The 21,246-nt window shown below is 69.3% G+C and carries 19 protein-coding genes and 1 pseudogene; 6 read left to right on the forward strand and 14 right to left on the reverse strand.

The window, feature by feature from the left end; genetic code table 11:
• Nucleotides 1-11: 11 nt before the first annotated feature.
• The 11 genes from MMSR116_RS30845 to MMSR116_RS30895 all read right to left on the reverse strand — a co-directional run bounded on the left by MMSR116_RS30845 (nucleotide 12) and on the right by MMSR116_RS30895 (nucleotide 12,524).
• On the reverse strand, nucleotides 12-1,208 hold the full coding sequence (locus tag MMSR116_RS30845; RefSeq protein WP_010687009.1) for a CaiB/BaiF CoA transferase family protein: 1,197 nt from the start codon (nucleotides 1,206-1,208) through the stop codon (nucleotides 12-14).
• Entirely contained in the window at nucleotides 1,205-2,362 is a 1,158-nt protein-coding gene (locus MMSR116_RS30850; RefSeq protein WP_010687008.1) for an acyl-CoA dehydrogenase family protein, read from the reverse strand. The genes MMSR116_RS30845 and MMSR116_RS30850 overlap by 4 nt, the downstream gene beginning before the upstream one ends.
• Before the next feature lie 64 nt (nucleotides 2,363-2,426).
• Nucleotides 2,427-3,275 (reverse strand): IclR family transcriptional regulator, encoded by an 849-nt coding sequence (locus MMSR116_RS30855; protein ID WP_010687007.1) that lies wholly within the window; start codon nucleotides 3,273-3,275, stop codon nucleotides 2,427-2,429.
• Nucleotides 3,276-3,559: 284 nt separating this feature from the next.
• Nucleotides 3,560-4,879: an MFS transporter gene (locus MMSR116_RS30860; protein WP_010687006.1), complete on the reverse strand. Its 1,320-nt coding sequence runs from the start codon at nucleotides 4,877-4,879 to the stop codon at nucleotides 3,560-3,562.
• A 166-nt stretch (nucleotides 4,880-5,045) separates the two neighbouring features.
• Complete coding sequence (locus MMSR116_RS32330) at nucleotides 5,046-6,269, reverse strand: NAD(P)/FAD-dependent oxidoreductase (RefSeq protein ID WP_010687005.1); 1,224 nt, start codon at nucleotides 6,267-6,269, stop codon at nucleotides 5,046-5,048.
• 2 nt (nucleotides 6,270-6,271) lie between these two features.
• A complete protein-coding gene (locus MMSR116_RS30870) occupies nucleotides 6,272-6,685 on the reverse strand; it encodes a Rieske (2Fe-2S) protein (RefSeq protein ID WP_010687004.1) in 414 nt (137 codons plus the stop codon).
• The gene (locus MMSR116_RS30875; RefSeq protein ID WP_010687003.1) at nucleotides 6,682-7,788 is read right to left on the reverse strand and encodes an amidohydrolase family protein; all 1,107 of its coding nucleotides are present in this window, start codon (nucleotides 7,786-7,788) and stop codon (nucleotides 6,682-6,684) included. Before MMSR116_RS30875 ends, MMSR116_RS30870 begins: the two co-directional genes overlap by 4 nt.
• Nucleotides 7,785-8,849 carry an amidohydrolase family protein gene (locus MMSR116_RS30880; protein WP_010687002.1) on the reverse strand — a complete coding sequence of 355 codons (1,065 nt, stop codon included), beginning with the start codon at nucleotides 8,847-8,849 and terminating at the stop codon, nucleotides 7,785-7,787. Before MMSR116_RS30880 ends, MMSR116_RS30875 begins: the two co-directional genes overlap by 4 nt.
• Before the next feature lie 51 nt (nucleotides 8,850-8,900).
• Nucleotides 8,901-10,250: an MFS transporter gene (locus MMSR116_RS30885; RefSeq protein ID WP_010687001.1), complete on the reverse strand. Its 1,350-nt coding sequence runs from the start codon at nucleotides 10,248-10,250 to the stop codon at nucleotides 8,901-8,903.
• A gap of 97 nt (nucleotides 10,251-10,347) precedes the next feature.
• Nucleotides 10,348-11,457 (reverse strand): amidohydrolase family protein, encoded by a 1,110-nt coding sequence (locus MMSR116_RS30890; protein WP_158169278.1) that lies wholly within the window; start codon nucleotides 11,455-11,457, stop codon nucleotides 10,348-10,350.
• A complete protein-coding gene (locus MMSR116_RS30895) occupies nucleotides 11,454-12,524 on the reverse strand; it encodes an amidohydrolase family protein (protein ID WP_010686999.1) in 1,071 nt (356 codons plus the stop codon). Before MMSR116_RS30895 ends, MMSR116_RS30890 begins: the two co-directional genes overlap by 4 nt.
• A 175-nt stretch (nucleotides 12,525-12,699) precedes the next feature.
• Between MMSR116_RS30895 and MMSR116_RS30900 the strand changes: the two genes are divergently transcribed.
• The 4 genes from MMSR116_RS30900 (at nucleotide 12,700) to MMSR116_RS30915 (ending at nucleotide 16,275) form a co-directional block, all read left to right on the forward strand.
• A complete protein-coding gene (locus tag MMSR116_RS30900; RefSeq protein ID WP_010686998.1) occupies nucleotides 12,700-14,019 on the forward strand; it encodes an MFS transporter in 1,320 nt (439 codons plus the stop codon).
• A 90-nt stretch (nucleotides 14,020-14,109) separates the two neighbouring features.
• The gene (locus MMSR116_RS30905) at nucleotides 14,110-15,255 is read left to right on the forward strand and encodes an amidohydrolase family protein (RefSeq protein ID WP_010686997.1); all 1,146 of its coding nucleotides are present in this window, start codon (nucleotides 14,110-14,112) and stop codon (nucleotides 15,253-15,255) included.
• A complete protein-coding gene (locus MMSR116_RS30910) occupies nucleotides 15,252-15,581 on the forward strand; it encodes a non-heme iron oxygenase ferredoxin subunit (RefSeq protein ID WP_010686996.1) in 330 nt (109 codons plus the stop codon). The genes MMSR116_RS30905 and MMSR116_RS30910 overlap by 4 nt, the downstream gene beginning before the upstream one ends.
• A 97-nt stretch (nucleotides 15,582-15,678) precedes the next feature.
• Nucleotides 15,679-16,275, forward strand: a complete 597-nt coding sequence (locus MMSR116_RS30915; protein WP_010686995.1) for a MarR family winged helix-turn-helix transcriptional regulator — start codon at nucleotides 15,679-15,681, stop codon at nucleotides 16,273-16,275.
• A gap of 286 nt (nucleotides 16,276-16,561) precedes the next feature.
• Here MMSR116_RS30915 and MMSR116_RS30920 read toward each other — a convergent pair whose 3' ends face one another.
• On the reverse strand, nucleotides 16,562-16,924 hold the full coding sequence (locus MMSR116_RS30920) for an ABC transporter ATP-binding protein (RefSeq protein ID WP_039894745.1): 363 nt from the start codon (nucleotides 16,922-16,924) through the stop codon (nucleotides 16,562-16,564).
• Nucleotides 16,925-16,957: 33 nt separating this feature from the next.
• Here MMSR116_RS30920 and MMSR116_RS30925 point away from each other — a divergent pair.
• Nucleotides 16,958-17,314: pseudogene (locus MMSR116_RS30925) on the forward strand (Fe3+-hydroxamate ABC transporter ATP-binding protein FhuC); the annotation flags it as partial.
• 319 nt (nucleotides 17,315-17,633) lie between these two features.
• Here MMSR116_RS30925 and MMSR116_RS30930 read toward each other — a convergent pair.
• A complete protein-coding gene (locus tag MMSR116_RS30930; RefSeq protein WP_010686992.1) occupies nucleotides 17,634-18,599 on the reverse strand; it encodes a C45 family autoproteolytic acyltransferase/hydolase in 966 nt (321 codons plus the stop codon).
• A gap of 320 nt (nucleotides 18,600-18,919) precedes the next feature.
• On the opposite strand from MMSR116_RS30930, the gene MMSR116_RS30935 reads away from it, so the two are divergent.
• Entirely contained in the window at nucleotides 18,920-20,416 is a 1,497-nt protein-coding gene (locus MMSR116_RS30935; protein WP_010686991.1) for a DUF2252 domain-containing protein, read from the forward strand.
• Nucleotides 20,417-20,458: 42 nt separating this feature from the next.
• Here MMSR116_RS30935 and MMSR116_RS32160 read toward each other — a convergent pair whose 3' ends face one another.
• Nucleotides 20,459-21,232 (reverse strand): response regulator, encoded by a 774-nt coding sequence (locus tag MMSR116_RS32160; RefSeq protein ID WP_244625571.1) that lies wholly within the window; start codon nucleotides 21,230-21,232, stop codon nucleotides 20,459-20,461.
• Nucleotides 21,233-21,246 lie beyond the last annotated feature (14 nt).

Here is a 21,246-nt window from a genome sequence, read left to right on the forward strand (position 1 = left end):
GTCTTCGTTCGTCAGATCACCTTGCGTTTCGCGAGGTCGGCGATCTCTTCGGCGGTGAGACCCAGTCGTTCGCCGTAGATCCGCCGGTTGTCGCGGCCCAGCCCGCCGCCGGCGCCTCGGACGGAACCGGGATCCCGGGTGAAGCGCGGGACCACGGCCTGCATCCGCACCGATCCGAAATCCTCGTCCGGAACCGGCACGATCGCCCCGCGAGCCTGGACCTGCGGATCGGCGAAGACCTGATCGATGCCGTAGATCGGCCCGATCACGCCGTGGTTCTCGCGGAACGCGGCCAGCACCTCATCGAGGATGTGATCGGCGCACCAATCTGAGAAGATGCGGTTCAGCTCACCCGCATGCTCGGTGCGCTGCCCATTCGTGGCGAAGCGCGGATCAGCGATGAGATCGGCGCGGCCGATGGCGCGGCAGTTGTTGGCCCAGATCGCGGCGGTCGATCCGGCCAACGTGACCCAGTGCCCGTCCCGGGTGCGGTAGACGGCGGAAGGCGAGGAGTACTGGTTGCGGTTGCCCGAGCGCTCCCGCACCGCGCCGAGCTGATCGTACTCGATGGGCAGGAACTCTAGGACGCGCAGGATCGACTCGGTCAGGGACAGATCGATCTCCTCGCCCGGGGCGTCCCGGTCGGCGGCGCGCTTCCAGAGGGCCGCCAGAACGCCGACCGCCCCGAACAGACCGCCGATGGCGTCGCCGAGCGGGTAGCCCGCGTGCATCGGCTCGCCGTCGGGCTCACCGGTGATGTAGGTCAGGCCCGCCATCGCCTCGAACACGCGGGCGAAGGCCGGGCGGTCCCGGTAGGGGCCGGTCTGCCCGAAGCCGGTCGTGCGCAGGATGACGAGGCGGGGCTGGATCTGCCAGAGGACTTCCTTGCTCAGGCCCCAGCGGTCGAGGGTGCCGGGCCTGAAGTTCTCGACCAGCACGTCGAAGTCGGGCAGCAGCCGCTTGAACAGGGCGACGCCTTCCGGCTGGCGAAGATCGAGGGTGACCAGATCCTTGCCGCGGTTGATCACCTTCCACCACAGCGATCGGCCATCCTTGAACGGCCCGAAGCCGCGGGCCCCGTCGCCCGCGCCCGGCATCTCCACCTTCAGGACGTCGGCCCCGTAGTCGCCGAGCAGGGTCGCGGCGAAGGGTGCGGCGATGATGGTCGAGATGTCGAGGACGCGCAGTCCCTGGAGCGGCCCGGTCATGCCGTCCTCCCGCGCAGCATCAGGCGCGCGATGTTGAGCAGATGGATCTGGCTGGTGCCCTCGTAGATCCGGAAGGCGCGCACGTCGCGGTAGAAGCGCTCGATCCCGCTGCCCTTGACGTAACCCTGGCCGCCGAAGATCTGCACGACGCGGTCAGCGACGCGGCCGCACATCTCCGTGGCGAAGTACTTGCACAATGAGACATCCATCGCGACGTCCTCGCCACGGTCGCGCTTGCGCGCCGTCTCGAGGATCAGGGCACGGGCTGCCTCGATCTCGACCTTGCACTCGGCGAGCATCGCCTGGACGAGCTGATGCTCGCCGATCGGTTTGCCCGCCTGGCGCCGCCCGGCGGCGTGATCGAGCGCATCGTCGAGCATGCGGATCGCGGGACCGGTGGCGAGCGCTGCCAGGTTGATGCGCTGCTTGTTGAGCGTCTTCATCATCGTGCGGAAGCCACCGCCGCGTTGGCCGAGGATGGCGCTGTCGGAGACGATGCAGTCGTCGAGGAAGACCTCGCCGATCGGTGCCCCTTCCTGACCCATCTTCGGCGTGGAACCGGAGGTGGAGAGGCCGGCGGTGTCGCGCTCCACGAGGAAGACGGTGATGGCGTCGGCGTTGCGCGCCGCGTCGGCTTCCGTCCGCACGAACACCGTGAACAGGTCGGCGATGGGCGCCAGGGTAATGTAGCGCTTGTGCCCGTTCAGCCGCCACCGGCCGTCGCCGATCGAGACGCCGGTCGCCTGCAGCGCTGAGGCATCGGAACCGGCCTCCGGCTCGGTGAGGGCCAAGGCTCCGGTGATCTCGCCCGACGCCAGCCGCGGCAGGTAAGCGGCCTTCTGGGCCTCGCTGCCATCCTGCACGAGCGACTCCGAGCCGATGCCCGTGTTGATCCCGACGCGGGCTCGGAACGCCACCGAGCAGCGCGAGAGTTCGATATTGGCGAGCGCCAGCTCCTCGGTGGTCAGCCCGGCGCCTCCGTAGGCTTCCGGGATCGACCACCCGAAGTAGCCGCGTCGGCGCATGTCGGCGACGAGCGCGTCGGGGATTGTATCCTCGCGCTCGACGAGGTCCTCGGCGGGCATCGCGACCGTGCGAACGAAGTCACGGACTTCGTCCAGGAACGCGCCGAAGCGCTCCGGATCCCGGATCATCGTCTCCTCCCATGCTCTTATTTCGGGCTCGCGCTTCTGCCGCCCGCGTGCGGAAGCGGGCCGATCAGCCGCTGCTTCGTCGCCGTTCGACCAGCATGCGGACATTCGCCGCCAGAGCGACCAGCCGGGGGCCGATCTCCTCCTCGAGCTGTTCGGGCCTCAGACGATAGGCTGGGAGCCCGCAGTTGATCGCGAAGGCGAAACCCGTCGTCGGATCGACGAAGAGCGGCACCGCAGCGGCGTGAATCTGCGCGACCCAGTCGCCCCGCGACACGCAGAATCCCCGTTCCGCGCAATCGCGGCGGGCCTGTTCGACGGCTGCCCCGAACCGAGCCCAGAGGTCTGGAGCCTCGCGCTCAAATTGACGTCGCAGGGCGAAGGCGGATTTGTCGTCAAGGAGCGACCACAGGGCGCGCCCCATCGCCGACCGCGGTAGTGGAATAGACGAACCGATATCGGGCGTATGGTGCAGGTTCTCCGTCGAGCGAGCGGTCTCGACGTAGATCATGTCCTGTCCGTATCGGATGCCGAGTGAAACAGTCCCACGCACTGAATCGGCGAAGTCTTGCATCGTCGGGCGCGCGATCTGTCGGAGCCCCATCTCCGCAAGTAGCGGATAAGCGAGCTTCAGGACGCCGCCCCAAAGGCGATACTTCGCACCGCGAGGTTCGTAGGCGAGGTAACCTAACTCAGCCAGCGTCCTGGTCAGTCTGGCGACCGTAGGACGTGGAAGACCAGTCCGCACGGCGATCTCGGCGTTGCCGAGGGCAGATCCGCCGGCACCGAATGCTTCCAGCACGACGAGCCCCTTGGCCAGAGTACGAGCGATCGATGTGTCGCTTGCCGCCAGCGCGCCGGAGATTGGCTTGGAGAGGGGGACGACACTCATCGTGAAAGGATGAATGAGAACCATCGACCTATCAAGTTTATGGACGGCGATACAAGAAAATGTCCATTATGTGGACAGGCGATCGGGTGCTGTGCATTCCATCACGGCGCGGTGATGGAGGGGTGACGGGCAATTCACAAGTGTGGACGAGCGACGCGATCCGACGGGGTGCCCGGAGTCTGCACGAGCACGATTGATCGCGCTCGCAGTGACACGATGCGGCCGGATGTGGCCGAAAGCGGCCTGACTGCTTCGGATCACGACCTTTGGGAAACCGGACATCGAGGGCGGTTCACCCGTCAATCGACCTACCTCGTGGGCGCGGTCTGGACAAAGATGGTGAGGATCGCGCCGAGCGCGGCGACGCCCCCGAGGGCGTATAGGCCGCCCGCGAAGCTATCAGTCGAGTCCTTGATCGCGCCGACGACGTAGGGGCCGATGACGCCCCCGATATTGCCGACCGCGTTGATGAAGGCGATCCCGCCCGCGGCGGCCGCGCCGGTGAGGAACAGGGGCGGGATCGGCCAGAAGCAGGGGACCATGGCCGTGTTGCCGATGGTCGCGATCGAGAGGGCGAGGATCGTCCACGGCGAGGCCCCGAGGAGGGCCGAACAGCCCAGGCCGACCGCCATCATTACGAAGGTCGCGAAGACGTGCCAGCGCCGCTCCTGCATGCGGTCGGAGCTGTAGGCGAGGGCGAGCATGCCGATCGCCCCCGCGACGAAAGGCACGGCGGAGAGCAGGGCGGTCGTCGTGGTCGAACCGCCGATCGTCCGCACCACCTGCGGCAGGAAGAAGGCTACGCCGTAGAGGCAGGTGGCCCGGCACAGCCACACCGCCGTGAGGAGAAGCACGCGGGCATCGCGCAGGCTCGCGACGAACGAGACGTGCTCGTCCTCCCCGGCCTGCCGGCGCTCGGCGGCGAGCTCGGCGCTCAGCCAGCGGCGCTCCGCCGGGCCAAGCCACCGCGCGTCGTCCGGCCGGTCGGTCAAGACCTTGAGGGTGGCGAAGCCCAGGACCACGGAGGGCAACCCCTCAATCAGGAAGAGCCACTGCCACCCCGCGAGACCGTGGACGCCGTGCATGGAGAGCAGCGGCGCCGCGAGGACCGCTCCGGCGGCCGTCGAGAGCGGCGTCGCGAGGCTCAGGACGGCTAGCACGCGCGCGCGATAGCTGCGCGGGAACCAGTAGGTCAGATAGAGGATCACGCCTGGGTAGAAGCCGGCCTCGGCCGCCCCAAGGAGAAGACGGACCGCGTAGTAGCTCCAGGGACCCGTGATGAAGGCCATGCCGGCGGCGAGCAGGCCCCAGGTGAACATGATCCGGGCGATCCAGATGCGCGCGCCAACGCGCTCCAGCACGAGGTTGCTCGGCACCTCCAGAGCCACGTAGCTGATGAAGAAGACGCTCGCGCCCCATCCGTAGACGGTGGCCGACAGACCGAGATCGGCGTTCATCGTGAGCGCCGCGAAGGAGACGTTCACGCGGTCGAGCTGCGCCATGAAGTAGAGCAGCGCCAGGAACGGCATCAGCCGCCACATCACCCGGCGGACGACGGCCTTCCCCTGGACCGTTGCCGGATCGGCCTTGACCGAGGCCGCCAGGCCTGCCTCTACCACCGTCGCCACAACGGTACTCCCGGACGCCTGCTACTCACGACGACCACTCCGACGATCACAGCGAACGACGATCGTTTCGATCCAAGGAGACACCTGACACCGGGCGAGGTCCGTCCGGGTCCAGTGCTATCGGGCGGGTCATCACATTGCTCCTGCGGCGTGACGGCCCCCGACATCACAGTTTCGCCAGTTGTTGAGGGGTCACAGCCGGATTCGCGACGATCGCGGGGTCGATCACGCGGCGCGAGCGGATTAGGGCCTGCCCGGCGCGCACGTCGCGGGGAGCGTCGACCCCGATCACGGCCGTGACGGCCCCCGTTTCGTCCAGGAGCCAGGCCGAGAAGGAGGCCTCGCCCGCGCGACCGCGCATGACGAAGGGACCGCAAGACCCGTCCGCCGGTCGCGCCGCGACGTCGCCGGCGACCTGGAGCGAGCGGCCGTGCTGGTCGGTCCAGAACCAGGGCACCGCGTCGTATGGCTCGCCGGCGCCCGCCATCGCGCGGCCGACCGCGGCGCCGTGGTCCTGGGCATGGCGCCACGTCTCCCATCGCAGGCGGCGACCCAGCCGCGGGGACCAGAACGCCGCCACGTCGCCCGCCGCGTAGATGTCCGGAAGGTTCGTCCGGCCGAACGCGTCGACCGCGATCCCGCCGTCGAGCGCGACGCCCGCGGCCTCGGCCAGCTCGGTGTTGCGCACCATTCCGATCCCGGCGACAACGACGTCGGCCGCCACCGCCGTGCCCTCAGCGAGGATGACTGCCTCGGGAGTCACGGCGGCCACGCCCGACCCGAAGATCAGCCGGACCCCCGCGCCGCGATGCAGGTCGGCAAGCCAGGCGGCGATCCCGGGCGGCAGCGAGCGGCCCATGACGGTCGGGCCCGCCTCGACCACCGTGACCGCGCAGCCGCGGGCGCGCGCCGAGGACGCGACCTCCAGCCCGATCACCCCCGCCCCGACGCAGACGACGCGGGCGCCAGGGCTCAGGCGGGCGCGCAGGGATCGGGCGTCGTCGAGGGTGCGCAGGGCGAGCACCCGCTCTGCCCCCGGCACGTCGAGGCGGCGCGCCCGCCCGCCGGTGGCCAGCAGCAGCGCGCCGTAGCGCAGGCTGCGGCCGTCGGCTAGGTCCACGGTCCGCGCCCCCGGGTCAATGCGGGTGGCCGCGGTTCCCCCGATGAACGCGATCTTGTTCTCGGCGTCGTGCGCCTCCGGGTGGAAGTGGCTGACCGCGGGCTCCGCGGCGGCGGTGAGCCACTCCTTCGACAGGGGCGGCCGCTCGTACGGCCGCTTCGCCTCGTCGCCGACGAGGAGGATGGGGTCAGCGAATCCGGCCCGACGCATCGCGGCCGCCGCGTGTGCGCCGGCCTGGCCGGCGCCCACGATGATCGCGGGATCGGCCACGCTCAGACGTCCACCACGATGTACTCGCCTTCGACGCTGACCGGTACGGTCTCGGCCACGTAGGGTCCCTCGACGACGCTCGCCCCGGACTGCGCGGACACGGGGTAGGACTTCGAGCGGATGCGCTCGGGGTCGCAGTAGGACTGACCCGTGCGGATATCGAACTCCCAGCCGTGCCAGGGGCAGCGGACGAACTCGCCGGGCCGGATCGTCTCGTAGTGGCCGGGCCCCTTTGAGCGGACGAGCCCCGTGACGACCCCGGCGCACAGGCTGCCGCCCTGATGGGGGCAGCGGTCGAGCATGCCGTAGTACTCGTTCTCCAGGTTGAAGATCGCGATTGGCCGGCCTTTCACCACGAAGCGCTTGCGGCCGCCCGGCGGGATCTCGCTCGTCGGGGCGACGACGTGCCGGCTCACGCCGCGACCCCGTAGAGGGCGTGGGCATTGCCCGAAAAGAACCCCCGCCGCTCCGCCTCGCCGATCTTGAGCGGCAGTGCGTGGGCCGGGTCGTCGAAGTCCCAGTGCGGATAGTCGGTGGCGAACAGCAGCCGGTCCCAGCCCATCCACTGAATCGTGTCGAGCAGGTGCGCCCGCGGCTCCGGCTCCTCCATCGGCTGGCTCGTCCACCACACGTGCTCGCGCAGATACTCGCTCGGCAGACGCTTCAGGTGCGGCGTCTCGGCCTTCAAGCTTCTCCAGAGCTTGTCCAGTCGCCACGCGCAGGCGGGCGCCCAGGCGAAGCCGGCCTCGACCATGATCACCTTGAGCGTTGGGAAGCGCTCGAAGATGCCCTCGACGACCATGCTGGCGAGGCCGGCCTGGCAGCTCTGGGCGTGACCGGCCATCTCCTCGATGTAGTAGCTCGGCCAGCCCGTGCTGGTGATCGGGTTGCCGCCGTAGCCGAAGGCGTGGACCGCCACCGGAAGCCCGGCCTCGGCCGCCGCCTCGTAGATCGGCCAGTAGCGCCGGTTGCCGAGCAGCTCGCCGGTGCGGGACAGGACGAGCACCTGGACGAAGTCCGTATCGCCGGCCCAGTGCCGGATCTCCGCGGCGGCCGCGTCGGCGAACTCGTAGGGTACGACGATCGACGCCTTCAGGCGAGCGTCCTTCGAGGTCCACTCGGCGCGTTGCCACTCGTTCGTCGCGCGGCAGAGCGCGGCGCAGAGCTCGGGGTTGGCGATCCCCTGGCCCGATTGGAGCGGGTTGAGGATGCCGAGCCCGACGTTGTTAGGATCGAGGTGCTGGGCCTGCATGAACGAGAGGCTCGACCCGGCCCGGCCGCCCTCGGGCGGCACGGCGTCGCGGCGCGCCGCGTCGGGCTGGGCCTTGGGGTAGGCGGGCCCGGCCTGCATGCCAAGGCGGCGCCCGGCGTCGAAGACCGCGAGGTGCTCGCGCCAGCGCTTCGATAGCCAGGGATCGAAGTCGCTGGCCGAGCGGCGCATCGGGTGGATATCGCAATCCGCGATCGCGGGTCGCGCCGCAGCGCGCACCACCGCATTAGGCTTGACGCTGACGTTCATGCTACCGTCTCCCTCAGGCGGGCGTAGGTTGCCCGCGGATTGTCGTGGGTAATCTTGCGCAGCAGGCCTCGCGGCAGACCCTCGGGGATCGCGGCCGTGCCCTCGAACTGCCCATGCGGGTAGTCGGTCGAGAACAGGAGCATGTCGTCGGACTGCATGTGCTCTACGAGCCGCGCGAGGTCGGCCGGTTCCGGCGGAGCGTCGGTCGGGGTGAGCGACAGCCGGACGTTCGACCGGACGATCTCGGCGGGCGGCCGGTCGACCCAGGGAATCTCCATCCGCAGCCCGTGCCAGTACTTCGTCAGCCGCCACAGGTGGGCCGGCAGCCACGTCCAGCCCGATTCGAGCAGCACGACCTTCAGGTCCGGGTACTTCGAGAACACGCCCTCGCAGATCAGGCTCGTGAGCTGCGTCTGGAAGGCTTGCGCCTGCGCGAAATAGTCCTCTGTGTAGTAGCTTGGCCAACCCATCGCGGTCGGCGGGTTGTGATAGTTGCTGCCGGCGTGGATGCCGACGGCCAGGCCGTGGCGCGCAGCCGCCGCGTAGATCGGCCAGTACAGCCGCCGCCCGAGCGGGTGCTCACCGCTCGCGAGGAGCAGCACCTGCACGAAGCGCGGGTCGGCCGCGCAGCGCTCGATCTCGTCGACGGCGAACTCGACGTTTCGCGTCTGGACCACGATGCTGGCGCGCAGGCGCGGCTCGCGGTCGAGCCACTCGCGGGCGATCCACTCGTTCACGGCGCGCGCAAAGGCGGCGGCCATGTCTTCAGCGAACAGCATCTGTACGCCGTACAGGCAGTTGAGGATTGCGAGCGACGAGCCGAACGCGTCGAGGCACTCGCCCCGCATCTGCGCGAGCGTCCCGGCCGGCCTGCCCACCGCGGGCCGCCAGTCGGCGCGTGCCGTGATCGGCGCGTTGGCCGGGTAGCTGATCGTGTTCAGCTCGTCGATCCCGCGGGTCTCGACCATCGCCCGCCAGTGACCGTCCATGTACGGCAGCAGGGCGTCCAGCCCGGGGACCGTCGGATGGACGTCGCAGTCAATCGCGCCCGGCTCGATCATCGCACTTCGTCCCTCGTCATCGCGCTCGTCCTCTCCCGCCAACCCGAAAAATCACTCGCGCCCGACCGAGGGGGCGCCGCCGATGCCGGCAGGCGGCGCGGGAGCGACGGCGCCCGGGGCATGCTCGGGCGTGCGCACCATCATCATCAGCAACCCGCCGATCAGCCCGATCGCGGCCAGGAACGTGAAGCCGGCCGAGACGTCGCCGGTCATCGTCTTCAGCCAGCCGACAACGACCGGGCCGAAGAAGCCGCCGACGAGGTTGGCCACCGCGCCGCTGAACGCGATCGCGACGATCGCCTGCCGGCGCGGCAGGAGCTGGGTGAACATCACGGTCATGAGCGGCAGCGTCATGAACATGAAGAAGCCGCTTAGCGTCACGCACACCATCATCGCGGCGACCGATCCGGCGCCCGTGCGCGAACTCGCGTAGAGGAGCGCGGCGAGCAGGAGCATCGGGATCGCCCCGTGTAGGCGCCGCTCGTTGAAGCGGTCGGAGCTGAGGCCAATCAGCCAGATGCCGAGGACGCTCGCCGCGTAGGGTAGCGCGGTGAGTACGCCGACGCTGCCGATGCCGAGCGCGCTCGCGTCCTTGATCGCTGTCGGAAGCCACAGCGTGAAGCCGTAGGCGATCATGTTGTTGAAGGTCTTGGCAACCAGCAGCAGCCACACGCCGGGATGGAGCAGCACCCCGCGTAGGTCCACCGGGCCGAGGCTCGCGTCGAACTGAGCCTGCTCGCGAGCTAGCCCATCTGCCAGCGCGGCGCGCTCGGCGGGTTCGAGCCAAGCCGCCTCGTCGGGCGTGTCCGGGATGAAGCGCGACCAGACCAGCGCGTAGATCAGCGCCGGCAGACCCTCAACCACGAGCATCGTCTGCCAGCTATAGTGGCTGATGATGAGGCCCGAGATCGGCCCCGACAGGAGGGCGCCGACGGGCAGGCTGGCGTTCCAGGTCGCGAAGGCGCGCGCCCGCTCGGGCTTCACGAACCACTGCGCCAGGATCGCCGACATCGAGGACCAGATCGGCCCCTCGGCGAGCCCAAGCAGGGCGCGCATGACCAGGAGCGACGCGAGGCTGGTGGTGAAGCCCGTCGCCATAGCGGCGAGGCTCCAGGCCACGAGCGAGGCCAGCGTCACCCGCTTGGCGCCGAAGCGGTTCGACAGCCATCCGCCCATCAGGAAGCTGACGAGGTAGCCCCAGAAGAACACACCGCCGACGAAGCCGGCCTCGGTCGGGTTGAGACCGAACTCCTTCGAAATGGCGGGCAGCGCGGTGCCGATGTTGACGCGGTCGAGGTAGGAGATCGTGTAGACGATGAACACGCTCGGCAGGATATGCGCCCAGCGCTTGCCGAAGCCGATCGTCTCCGTCTCTGGGCGGGGCGCCGCAATATTGGCCATGACGTGTCCTCCCGAACGTCGTCGATCCATCGCCGAGGCACCTTCTCGTGGGGCGGCCATCGGGTGTCGATATGTGTGCCGCGCTCCCGCGGGCGTCCTACGCCGCGACCCCGTAGAGGGCGTGGGCGTTGCCCGAGAAGAACCCCCGCCGCTCCGCCTCGCCGATCTTGAGCGGCAGCGCGTGGGCCGGGTCGTCGAAGTCCCAGTGCGGATAGTCGGTGGCGAACAGCAGCCGGTCCCAGCCCATCCACTGAATCGTGTCGAGCAGGTGCGCCCGCGGCTCCGGCTCCTCCATCGGCTGGCTCGTCCACCACACGTGCTCGCGCAGATACTCGCTCGGCAGACGCTTCAGGTGCGGCGTCTCGGCGCGCAGCGTGGACCACGCCTTGTCGAGGCGCCACGCGAGCGGCGGAGCCCAGGCGAAGCCCGCCTCCACCATCACCGTGCGTAAGGTGGGGAAGCGCTCGAAGATGCCCTCGACGACCATGCTGGCGAGGCCGGCCTGGCAGCTCTGGGCGTGACCGGTCATCTCCTCGATGTAGTAGCTCGGCCAGCCCGTGCTGGTGATCGGGTTACCGCCGTAGCCGAAGGCGTGGACCGCCACCGGAAGCCCGGCCTCGGCCGCCGCCTCGTAGATCGGCCAGTAGCGCCGGTTGCCGAGCGGCTCGGCGGTGCGCGAGAGCAGCAGCACCTGCACGAACTCCGGGTTGCGCGCGGCCCAGAACGCGATCTCCGCAGCGGCCGCGTCGGCGAACTCGTAGGGTACGACGATCGAGGCCCTGAGGCGCCGGTCGGCGGCGAGCCAGGCCTCCTCCTGCCAATGGTTGACCGCGCGGCAGAGCGCGGCGCTGAAGTCTGGGTTCATGACGCCCTGGCCCGACAGCAGTGGGTTGAGGATGCCGAGCGTCACGTTGTGGGCGTCAAGGTGGTGGGACGCCATGAAGCTCGGGCTCGACCCCTGGCGCCCGCCCTCCGGCGGGTAGGCGTCGCGGCGCGAGGCGTCCGGCTGGTTCTTGGGGTAGGCCGGGCCCTTGTGCATGCCGAGCCGGCGCAGGATGCCGTACTGGGCCGCGTACTCGCGCCAGCGCGGCTCCAGCCAAGTGTCGAGGTCGCTCGGCGAGCGTAGGGCCGGGTGGATGTCGCAATCGGCGATGCCGGGTGTCGCCGGCGCGGCGGCGAACCGCTGGGGACGGACCTCGACGTTCATGCCACGGGCTCCAGCAGGCGGGCGTAGGTCGCCCGCGGGTTGTCGACACCGATCTTGCGCCTCAAAGTGTCCGGCAGTCCCGCGGGCCAGGGATCCTGCCCCTCGAACTGGGCGTGCGGGTAGTCGGTCGAGAACAGCAGCAATTCGTCCGAGCCCATGTGGTCGAGGATGCGTAGCAGGGCGTCCGTGCTCGGCGGCGCGTCGGTCGGCGTGAGCGACAGGCGCACGTTGGTCCGCACGATCTCGACGGGCGAGCGGTCGACCCAGGGGATCTCGGCGCGCAGGCCCCGCCAGTACTTCGTCAGCCGCCACAGGTGGGCCGGCAGCCACGTCCAGCCCGATTCGAGCAGCACGACCTTCAGGTCCGGGTACTTCGAGAACACGCCCTCGCAGATCAGGCTCGTGAGCTGCGTCTGGAAGGCCTGGGCCTGCGCGACGTAATCCTCGGTGTAGTAGCTCGGCCAGCCGACGGCGGTCGGCGGGTTGTGATAGTTGCTGCCGGCGTGGATGCCGACGGCCAGGCCGTGGCGCGCGGCCGCCGCGTAGATCGGCCAGTACAGCCGCTTGCCCAGCGGGTGATCGCCGCCGGCGAGCAGCAGCACCTGCACGAAGCGCGGGTCGGCCGCGCAGCGCTCGATCTCGTCGACGGCGAACTCGACGCTCTGGACCGGCACCACGATGCTGGCGCGCAGGCGCGGCTCGCGGTCGAGCCACTCGCGGGCGATCCAGTCGTTCACTGCGCGCGCGTAGCCCGCCGCCATGTCCTCGCTGAACAGGAGCTGCACGCCGTAGAGGCAGTTCAGGATCGCCGTCCCCGACCCGAAGGCGTCCAGGCACTGCGCGCGGACCTGCTCCAGGGTGGCGGCCGGCTTGCCCGTCCCGGGCCGCCAGTCGGCGCGCGCGCTCAGCGGCGAGCCGGCCGGGTAGCTGATGGAGTTGAGGTCGTCCATGCCGCGCGTCTCGACGACGGCGCGCCAGTGCTCCTCCATGTAAGGCCGGAGCGCGGCGAGGTTCGGCACGGACGGATGGATGTCGCAGTCGATCGACGACGCGGGGCTCCACGACATGGCCCTGACCTCCCTCAGTCCTGCTTTCTTGGCACCCGCCTCTGCGGGCGGTGTGGCCAGCGACCGCCGACCGCAGGCATCATGCCCCAGGAAAGTTGTTTCGACAACTGGTTTGCATCAGCCCCGCGTTCGGGTCTACTCTGCGCTCAGAACAAGACGGCCACGGGTGGAGACGATGGGCACGGACCGGTCGCCGGCGTTCCGCCGGATGCAGTGGGTCGCGGTCGCGATGTGCACGTTCGCGATCGCCCTGAACTACATCGATCGCTCGACGCTCGCGATCGGCAACCTGAAGATCCGCGAGGAGTTCGGCATCTCGGCTACGGGGATCGGCGCGCTCCAGTCGGCGTGGTCGATCGCCTTCGCGCTGGCCCAGATCCCGGTCGGCCTGATGATCGACCGCGTCGGCCCGCGCCGGCTCCTCGGCTGGGCGCTCGTCCTGTGGTCGCTCGCCCAGGCGGCCGGCGGCGCGATGGCGGGCTACATGGGCTTCCTGTGCTCGCGCGTTGCGCTTGGGGTCTTCGAGTCGCCCGCGTTCCCGAGCGCGGTCCGCACGGTGGCGAACTGGTTCGCGATCCGCGACCGCGGCCGCCCGACCGGCGTCTACACGATCGGCGGCGACCTCGGCCGCCTGATCGGGACGCCGCTGCTCACGGCGCTCATGCTCGCCTTCGGCTGGCGCACGATGTTCGTCGTGATGGGCGTCGTCGGCCTGCTCGGGGCGCTCGCGTGGTTTGCGCTCTACCGCGACCCGAGGTTCGACGGAATGGCGGCGGCGGACCGGGCCTATCTCGCGCAGAACGGCGTGGGCGCCCGCGGGCCCGTCACGCTGGCGAGCTGGAAGCGATTGTTCCGCTTCCGCTCGATGTGGGGGATGATCCTAGCGGCCTTCTGCTCGGGCTACGCCCTGTGGATGTACGGCACGTGGCTGCCCGGCTACCTGGAAATGGAGCACCACGTCAGCATCGCCCGGACCGGCGTGCTGGCTATGATCCCGCTGGCCTGCTCCATCATCGGCTCGATCGTGGGCGGCTGGCTGACCGATCGCCTCGCCCATGGCACCATGGGGATCGTGGAGAGCCGCAAGCTCCCGGCGGCGCTCGGCTACGTCGCGGCGTCGGTGTTCTGCGGGCTGGCCGCCTCCGCCGCCTCAATGGAGTGGGCGCTCGCCGCCATCTCAGCCTCGATGTTCTTCATGGCGATCGCCCAGTCCGGCAAGTGGACACTGATCACCGCGATCGCCCCGCAATCCTACGCGGCCTCGGCCTCCTCCATCCAGAACTTCGGGTCCTACCTCGGCGGCACGCTCTCGCCGATCGTGACGGGGATGGTCGTGGACTCGACGGGCTCGTTCGTGCTCGCGCTGGCGCTCGGCGCGTCCGTGATGATGGCCGCGGCCGCGTTCTTCTACTTCGGCGTCGGCGAGCCGATCACGATCGAGGCGCTCGGCGGGGAGCCCGACGCCCCGGTCGCGCGGCCGCTCGGCGCCGCCTAGTCGGTCCGACTGGAGAGCATCGCGGACGGTGATGGGCAGGGCACCGTCCGAGTGTCATGGACGACGCGTCCTTCGCATTAGGAGACGAGCATGAACGTCGAACTTCGCCCGCGCCCCGCCGCCGCCGCCGCGCAGCGACTCGGGATCGCCGACTGCGACATCCACCACAGCCCGCGCGACTTCCGGATGCTCTACGCCTACCTCCCGAAGAAGTGGCGCGACCATCTCGACATGTTCGGCCAGCGGCCCCGGCAGGGTCCCGCGGCCGGGCCGCAATTCCCCAAGAGCCAGCCCGACGCGTCGCGGCGCGACGCGTGGCCCCCGGTCGGCGGGCGGCCGGGCAGCGACCTCGACTTCATGCGCACCCACCACCTAGACGCGAACGGGATCGAGCTCGGCATCCTAGCGATGATCCGCCCGCATCCCGGCGGCATGCAGAACCTCGACCTCTCCGGCGCGCTCGCGGCCGCGATCAACGACTGGCAGGTCGCCGAGTGGACGGGGCGCGAGCGGCGCTTCAAGGCCTCGATCGTCGTGCCCTACGAGGACGCAGCGGCCTCGGTCGCCGAGATCGAGCGCTGGGCCGGGCACGCAGACATGGTCCAGGTGCTCCTGCTGTCGCGCACCGTCGAGCCGCTGGGCCATCGGCGCTACTGGCCGATCTTTGAGGCGGCCTCGCGCGCCGGGCTGCCGGTCGGGATCCACGCCTTCGGCAACGGCGGCCAGCCGACCACCGGCACCGGGTGGCCCAGCTACTACGCGGAGGACATGATCGGCCATTCGCAGTCGTGCCAGGCGATGGTGAGCAGCATGGTGCTCGGCGGTTTGTTTGCGCACGTCCCGGATCTGCGCGTTGTGCTGATCGAGGCAGGCTTCGCCTGGCTCCCGCCGCTCGCCTGGCGCCTCGACCAGGCATGGCGGACCTTGCGGAGCGAGACGCCCGCCGTGACCCGGCCTCCGAGCGCCATCATTCGCGATCACTTCTGGCTCACGACCCAGCCGATGGAGGAGCCGGACGAGACCGCGCATCTCTCCGACACGATCGGGTGGATCGGCTGGGACAGGCTGCTGTTCGCCACCGATTACCCGCACTGGGATTACGACGACCCGCGCCACGCCCTGAAGCTCGCGCCGACGCCCGCGCAGCGCGAGGCATTCTTCATCGGCAACGCGCGGTCGCTCTACATCCGACAGGACATGATCCGCCTGGACATGGCAGGGAGTGACGCGCGGTGAGCGAGGACACGGTGGACGGCAACTGGACGCGGATCGCCGGGACGGGCGACGTCGGCGAGGGGGAGGCCGTGCCGGTCGAGGTCGCGGGCCTGAGCCTCGCCCTCTTCCGCGTCGACGGGGCGTGGTACTGCACGGACAACGTCTGCACGCACGCCTACGCGTTGCTGACCGACGGCTGGCTGGAGGGCTGCCTGATCGAGTGCCCGCTGCACAACGGCCAGTTCGACGTCCGCACCGGCGAGGGGCAGGGCGCCCCAATCATCGAGGATCTACGGACCTACCCGGTCCGCGTCGAGGGGGACGCGGTTCTCGTCGCCCTCCCCTGAGCCCCGCGGGCGGTCCTCCCGCCGCGGGCCGGTTGCGTTTTTCCTCTCAGGTTGTGAGACTCCGGTGCCGCCTCGCCTCTCGGAGGATCCCTGCCGCATGGGTGACGTCCCCAAGCTCGTCCGGCCGCTGCCCCGCGGCGAGTACCGCCTGCTAGACAACATTACCTTCAACATCGGCCGGCTAGCCAGCAGCTACAACAGGAGCGCGGTCCGCTACTACCTGCGCCATTTCGACCTGAGCGTCGCCGAGGTCCACGTCCTGAACGTGATCGGCCACTACGAGCCCGTCCTCGCCGTCGACGTCGCCGGGACCGCGCTCATGGACAAGGGGCTCGTCTCGCGCGCCGTGGCCAAGCTGACCGAGGTCGGCCTCGTCGCCAGGAGCGCCGATGCCGCCGATGGTCGACGTCAGATCCTCACGCTGACCAGATCCGGGCGCGTCACCTGGTCCGGGGTCTGGGGCGCCAAGCAGCGCCGGCACCACCGCTTCCTGGAGACGCTGACGGAGGCCGAGACCGAGCAGTTGTTTGGTATCCTGGCGCGCCTCCAGGACAATGCGGACCGGGTCGAGCGGGAGGAGGCGGCGGAGGGGGGAGAGGCGCGGGTCGCCGTCCGCGGGCGCGCTCCGGGGGCGCCGGTCGATCTGGCGCCGTTCGTTCCGGACGGTGAACGGCGGCAGAGGGGGCGTAGCTGAACCCCGACGCACCGCGCCTGCGCGCCGGCAGTTCGGCTCAGGCTGGCAGTTCGCTCCGCACATCCCGCATCCTCCGGCGCGCCGCGACCGTTGACCGAGCCGTCACGGTCCTCCGGCGACGCAGGCCGCATTCGAGATCGGGAAGAATTTGGTCTCATAGATGCGTCGGGCGCTCTCGACGTGCTTAACGGCCAGTCCGTCCAAGGCTTCCGGCATTGCCCCCTCCCAGGACCTCGCTCGCCCGACCCCTAGACGCCGGCGATCAGCGACGCGAATATCGATACGATCAACCATCTCCTTGCCGGACGGGCCCCGGGCGGCTCCAGGGCAGGAGGTAGGGTGTGCCGTCAGCGCACGTCCCGCGCTCGACACTGAGGCCGAACACGCGCGCCAGCAGCGCGTTGTCCAGCACGGTCACGGGCGGTCCGTCGGCGGGGACCTTGCCGTCGAGGACGATCACCCGGTCGCAGAACCGGGCGGCCAGCATCAGGTCGTGCAGAACGCCGCCGCCGCCGACCCTCTTGCGGCTGACGGCGTGCAGCAGCGCCATCGCGTCGAGCTGATGGCCGGGATCGAGCGCAGTGATCGGCCCATCGGCCAGGAGCCACGCGGCCTCGACGGCGAGCGCCCGGGCCAGCAGCATTCGCATGCCCCCGTCCCCGACAGCGTGTCGGCGCTGCGCACGGTGTCGGGGGGCGAGCGCCAGCGCGCCTAGCTTGCCATGCTGGTGGCCTAGGATGCCGAGTGCCTGCTCCTCGATGAGCCGATCTCGTTGCTCGACGTCGGCCATCAGGTCGAGGGGCTGGCCCTCCTGCGGCGCTTGTCGGCCGAGCGCGGCCTCGGAGTCGTCGTGCTGCACTACGTCAACATGGCCGTGTGCTTCTGCGACGAGATCCTGGCGCTGGATACCGGCCGGCTGATCGCCCGCGGCCCCCAGCCGGGATCATGACCGCCGACCGCCTGCGGGCGATCTACGGCCTCGCCATGGGCGTCATCCTCTAACCCCGACACTGGCCGGCCCATCAGCTTCGTCCGCTGACCGCGGTCAGGCCGACTTTGGGCTCCAACCGGGTTAAACGCTTCATCTCGCTGATCGCGCGTCCGCTTCGGGGCATCGCATTGGCGCCGCTGTATGACCGGGATGGGCGCAGAGCCGAACGGCGGCTTTTGCGCTCATCGACAATCCAGCGTGGCGTAGTCTGGCCGAAAGCAGCAAGTCTGCTTCCGGGCAGAAAGGCTGACGAAGCGGACTAACGGCCTTGCACGTGAAGCTCGCCGCCTGGATCGAGGAGAAGCCGCGATCCAGGCGGCGAGCTTCACGTGCAAGAAGCGAGCAACTACGTACGCCTCACCCGCGGTCACCGCTCGAGATCGCCATAGTCGTGCTTGTACGCCCCAGGTACGAAACACTCGAATGTCTGGCTCCAACGCTGCCCGGGCCAGAGATAATCGACGCGCTTTTCTGCAGGTCGGTACACGGCTGTGTAGGCTGTGGTGAACGCGACTTTCCGCGAGTACAGCGGCGGCTCGAAGAAGAGTGCCGTCAGCCCCGTTAACGTGCTGGAAGGATCACCCAGAGCATCGTCGAGCACGCTCTGGCGTAGGAACGACCCTGACGCAGGTGACGCCCGCTCTTGATGGTTCGTGCATGTCCTCAGCCACGTCACAGTGGGCTCACGCCTGGGTCCGAGGAAGAGCGTGGCATGCTCGCCCGTCCCGTCGAGTAGCGTGACGTTGTGGAGTTGGGTGACCGGGATGCGGCACAAGGCGGCGACGGCCTCGCCGACCGACCCGCACGTCTCAAGCACGTAGCGGAGCATCAGGATGATGGCGAAGCCCAGCCCGCGCCTGGCCATACCGCCGAGCGTACAGCTGGCGACCAGTCCATCGTCGTTCATCCCATCCAGGCAGCCGCCCCAGGGTCGTTGCGCCATCGCGATCACGCGCCGCTGGGACCACGCGGTGAGTTCGATGCGCCCGGTGATGATGGGGAGGGGATAATCGTAGTTGCGAACCAGAGCTGGACCTTCGTCGCCCAGCCACACGGCTTGGCTGCAACCCTGCGGGCGAGGTGCCGGGCGATAGTGGCTGAGGATGCGGTGAGCCAGGTCGTCGTCTCCAACCAGCCCGCACACGTGATCGTAGTGCGGGACAAGTTCCGGCATGTGCCGCAGCAGGGCGGCACGGCACTCGGAAGCCGATGGGCGTTCGGCGTTCCCCTCTCCGAAATACCACCGCTCGGCTTCGTCCCGCCCCGCCCGGAAGCGTTCGAGCCACGCTGTGCCAGGGCGATCCTCGCGTTGGGCGGTGAACGTCTTCTCCATGCGATACACCTGCTTACGAGGGAATCTAAGCTGACGCGCACATACGGCGACTATGTAGGCGCCTCGGGTTTGTGGTGAGCGGTCGACCGCTAAGCTGATCTCCCGCGGGCGATAGTCTTACTGGTTGCGGTCGAGAATGATCGCTCCAACACCAAATCGGCTACCCCAAACGGTCGCGCGAGGAGGCTTGGAGCAGGCAGTGGGCCTTGTCACGGCCGGATCGCCGCTCGGCCGGGGTGTGCGGTTAAGTCCACGTTGAGCCGAAGGGTTTATTCCCTGGTCGAACCGTTGGTGTGGTCTGAGGCGGTCGGACGAGGTCGATGGAACGGTCAGCGCATCCCACGGATACCTCGGCGGCGGTCGATGAGCATGAGGCGGTGATCGAAGCTGCCGAAGAGGCGGTCCTCGAACCCCTGGCGGACTTCCCACACATCGACCTGCGCTCGGGCGTGGAGCCGTGGGAGAAGCGCCGCGCCAGCGGTAAGATCCTGCGCTTGGAACTGCCGCACTCAACTCAGGCCGCGTTTGATCTCGCCCGCGACCGTCCCGACCCGGTCGCGCTCATCGAGGCGGCCCACCAGGGGCGGCAGTCGCACCTGATCCCGCTGCGGGTCGCCCGCATGGCATCCTCGCCGTTCGCCTTCCTGCGTGGGGCCGCACAGGTCATGGCCTGGGATCTCGCACAGGGACCGCGCGGCGCCATCGACGTGGTGATGAACGGCGATGCCCATATCTCGAACTTCGGCCTGTTTGGCTCACCCCAGGGCGAGGTGGTGCTCGACCTCAACGACTTCGACGAGGTCACGGTCGGGCCGTGGGAGTGGGACCTGAAGCGCCTGTGCGCGAGCATCGAGGTCGCCGCGCGGGATGCCGATGTCCCGCCGGCCGAACGGCGCCAGGCCGCGCTGAGCGCGGTGGCGGGTTATCAGCACACGATGGACGACCTCGCCCCGCGCGGTTCGCTCGACGTCTGGCAGCGCGCGGCGCGCGCCGAGGACCTCGCGTTCGCCGGCATCGAGATCGACGCGCGTTCGCGAGCCGTGGTGCGCAAGGCCGTCGAGAAGGCGCGGCGGAAGAACAACACCAGCTTGCTCGATCGGGTGGGCGAGCGGCGCACGGACGGCGGCTGGCGCTTCCGCGAGGAATCGCCGATCCTCGTCCGCGTCGACGAGGCCACGCGCGAGGCCGTCACCACCGGCCTGGAGCGTTACGCCGAGACGCTGCCGCGCGAGCGGCGGTTCATGCTCAGCCGCTATCACGTGGTCGACGTCGCGCACCGCGTCGTCGGCGTCGGCAGCGTCGGCACCCGCGCCTACGTCGCGCTGTTGTGCGGCAACTCGGATCAGGACGCGCTCTTCCTCCAGGTCAAGGAAGCCGTGCGACCGGCCCACGCGCCGTACGTGCGTGGCATGCCCAAGCCCTATGCCGATCACGAGGGCGAGCGCGTGATCTACGGCCAGCGCCTGCTACAGGCGGTAGGCGATCCGTTGCTGGGCTGGACGAAGATCGAGGGTCGGCCGTTCTACGTGCGGCAGATGAAGAACATGAAGGGCGAGATCCCGGTCGCGCGCATGACGGGTCGGTCGCTGTTGTACTTCTCGCACGCCTACGGCGCGCTGCTGGCCAAGGCCCACGCGCGGACCGGGGATGCGGCGGCGATCGCGGGCTATTGCGGTCATGACGACCGCGCCGACCTGCGGGTGGCCCTGGCCGATTGGGCGATGGCCTACGGCGATCGGAACGAGGCGGACTATCAGGCGTTCCGGACGGCCATCGCCGCGGGCAAGCTCCGAGCGGCCGACGATCCGCATCTTTGATCCGGTGGATGCGCCGACAAGCCGATCACTCGGACGTCGTGGTCATTCGGTCCCATCGGCCTGATCCGACCCCGGCCCACCGAGCTGATGCTCGGTGGGATCGGCTCCGTAGAGCGTTTTCAGCAGCGCCGAGAGGTCGGAGAAGGACAATCCGGCCTTCTGAACCACGCGGTCGGCCTGCCCGGCCAACTGGCGGAAGTCGTCCGCCGTGACGTCCTTGGCCGTTAGCACGACGACGGGGATGTCGTACCACTCCGGGCGGGTACGCAGCAGGCGCAGGAAGCCGAAGCCATCCAGTTCCGGCATCATCAGATCGAGCAGGATCAACCGCGGCCGGTGCTCGCCGACCGCCGTCAGGCCGGCCCGACCGTCGGCCACCGTGACCACCTGCCAGCCGTCCCGGGTCAGCTGCGAGGCAATCAACGCGCGCAGGTCGGCGTCGTCGTCCACGATCAGCACCGGCCCGGCGTGGGGTTTTGGCCGGAACCGTTCCATCGCTTCCTTCAACTGCGTCCAGTCGACCGGCTTTTGCAGGTAGTCGGTCGCCCCGAGCGAGAACGCGAGGTTCTGCTCGTCGAGCACTGTGACCATGATCACCGGCAGATCGCCGAGCTCCGGGTCGGCGCGCAGGGTGCGCAGCACGGTCCATCCGTCCATGCGCGGCATGGTCACGTCGAGCAGGATCACGCGCGGACGCCGCGTGCGCGCCTGTTCGAGCCCGGCCAGTCCGTCACCCGCCGTCGCGACGTGGAAGCCTTCTCGGGCCAGAAAACGCGCGAGCAGGTCGCGGGTGGCCTGATCGTCGTCGATGACCAAGACCTCACTGCCCG

It is taken from the genome of Methylobacterium mesophilicum SR1.6/6 (assembly GCF_000364445.2).
Taxonomy (GTDB): Bacteria; Pseudomonadota; Alphaproteobacteria; order Rhizobiales; family Beijerinckiaceae; genus Methylobacterium; species Methylobacterium mesophilicum_A.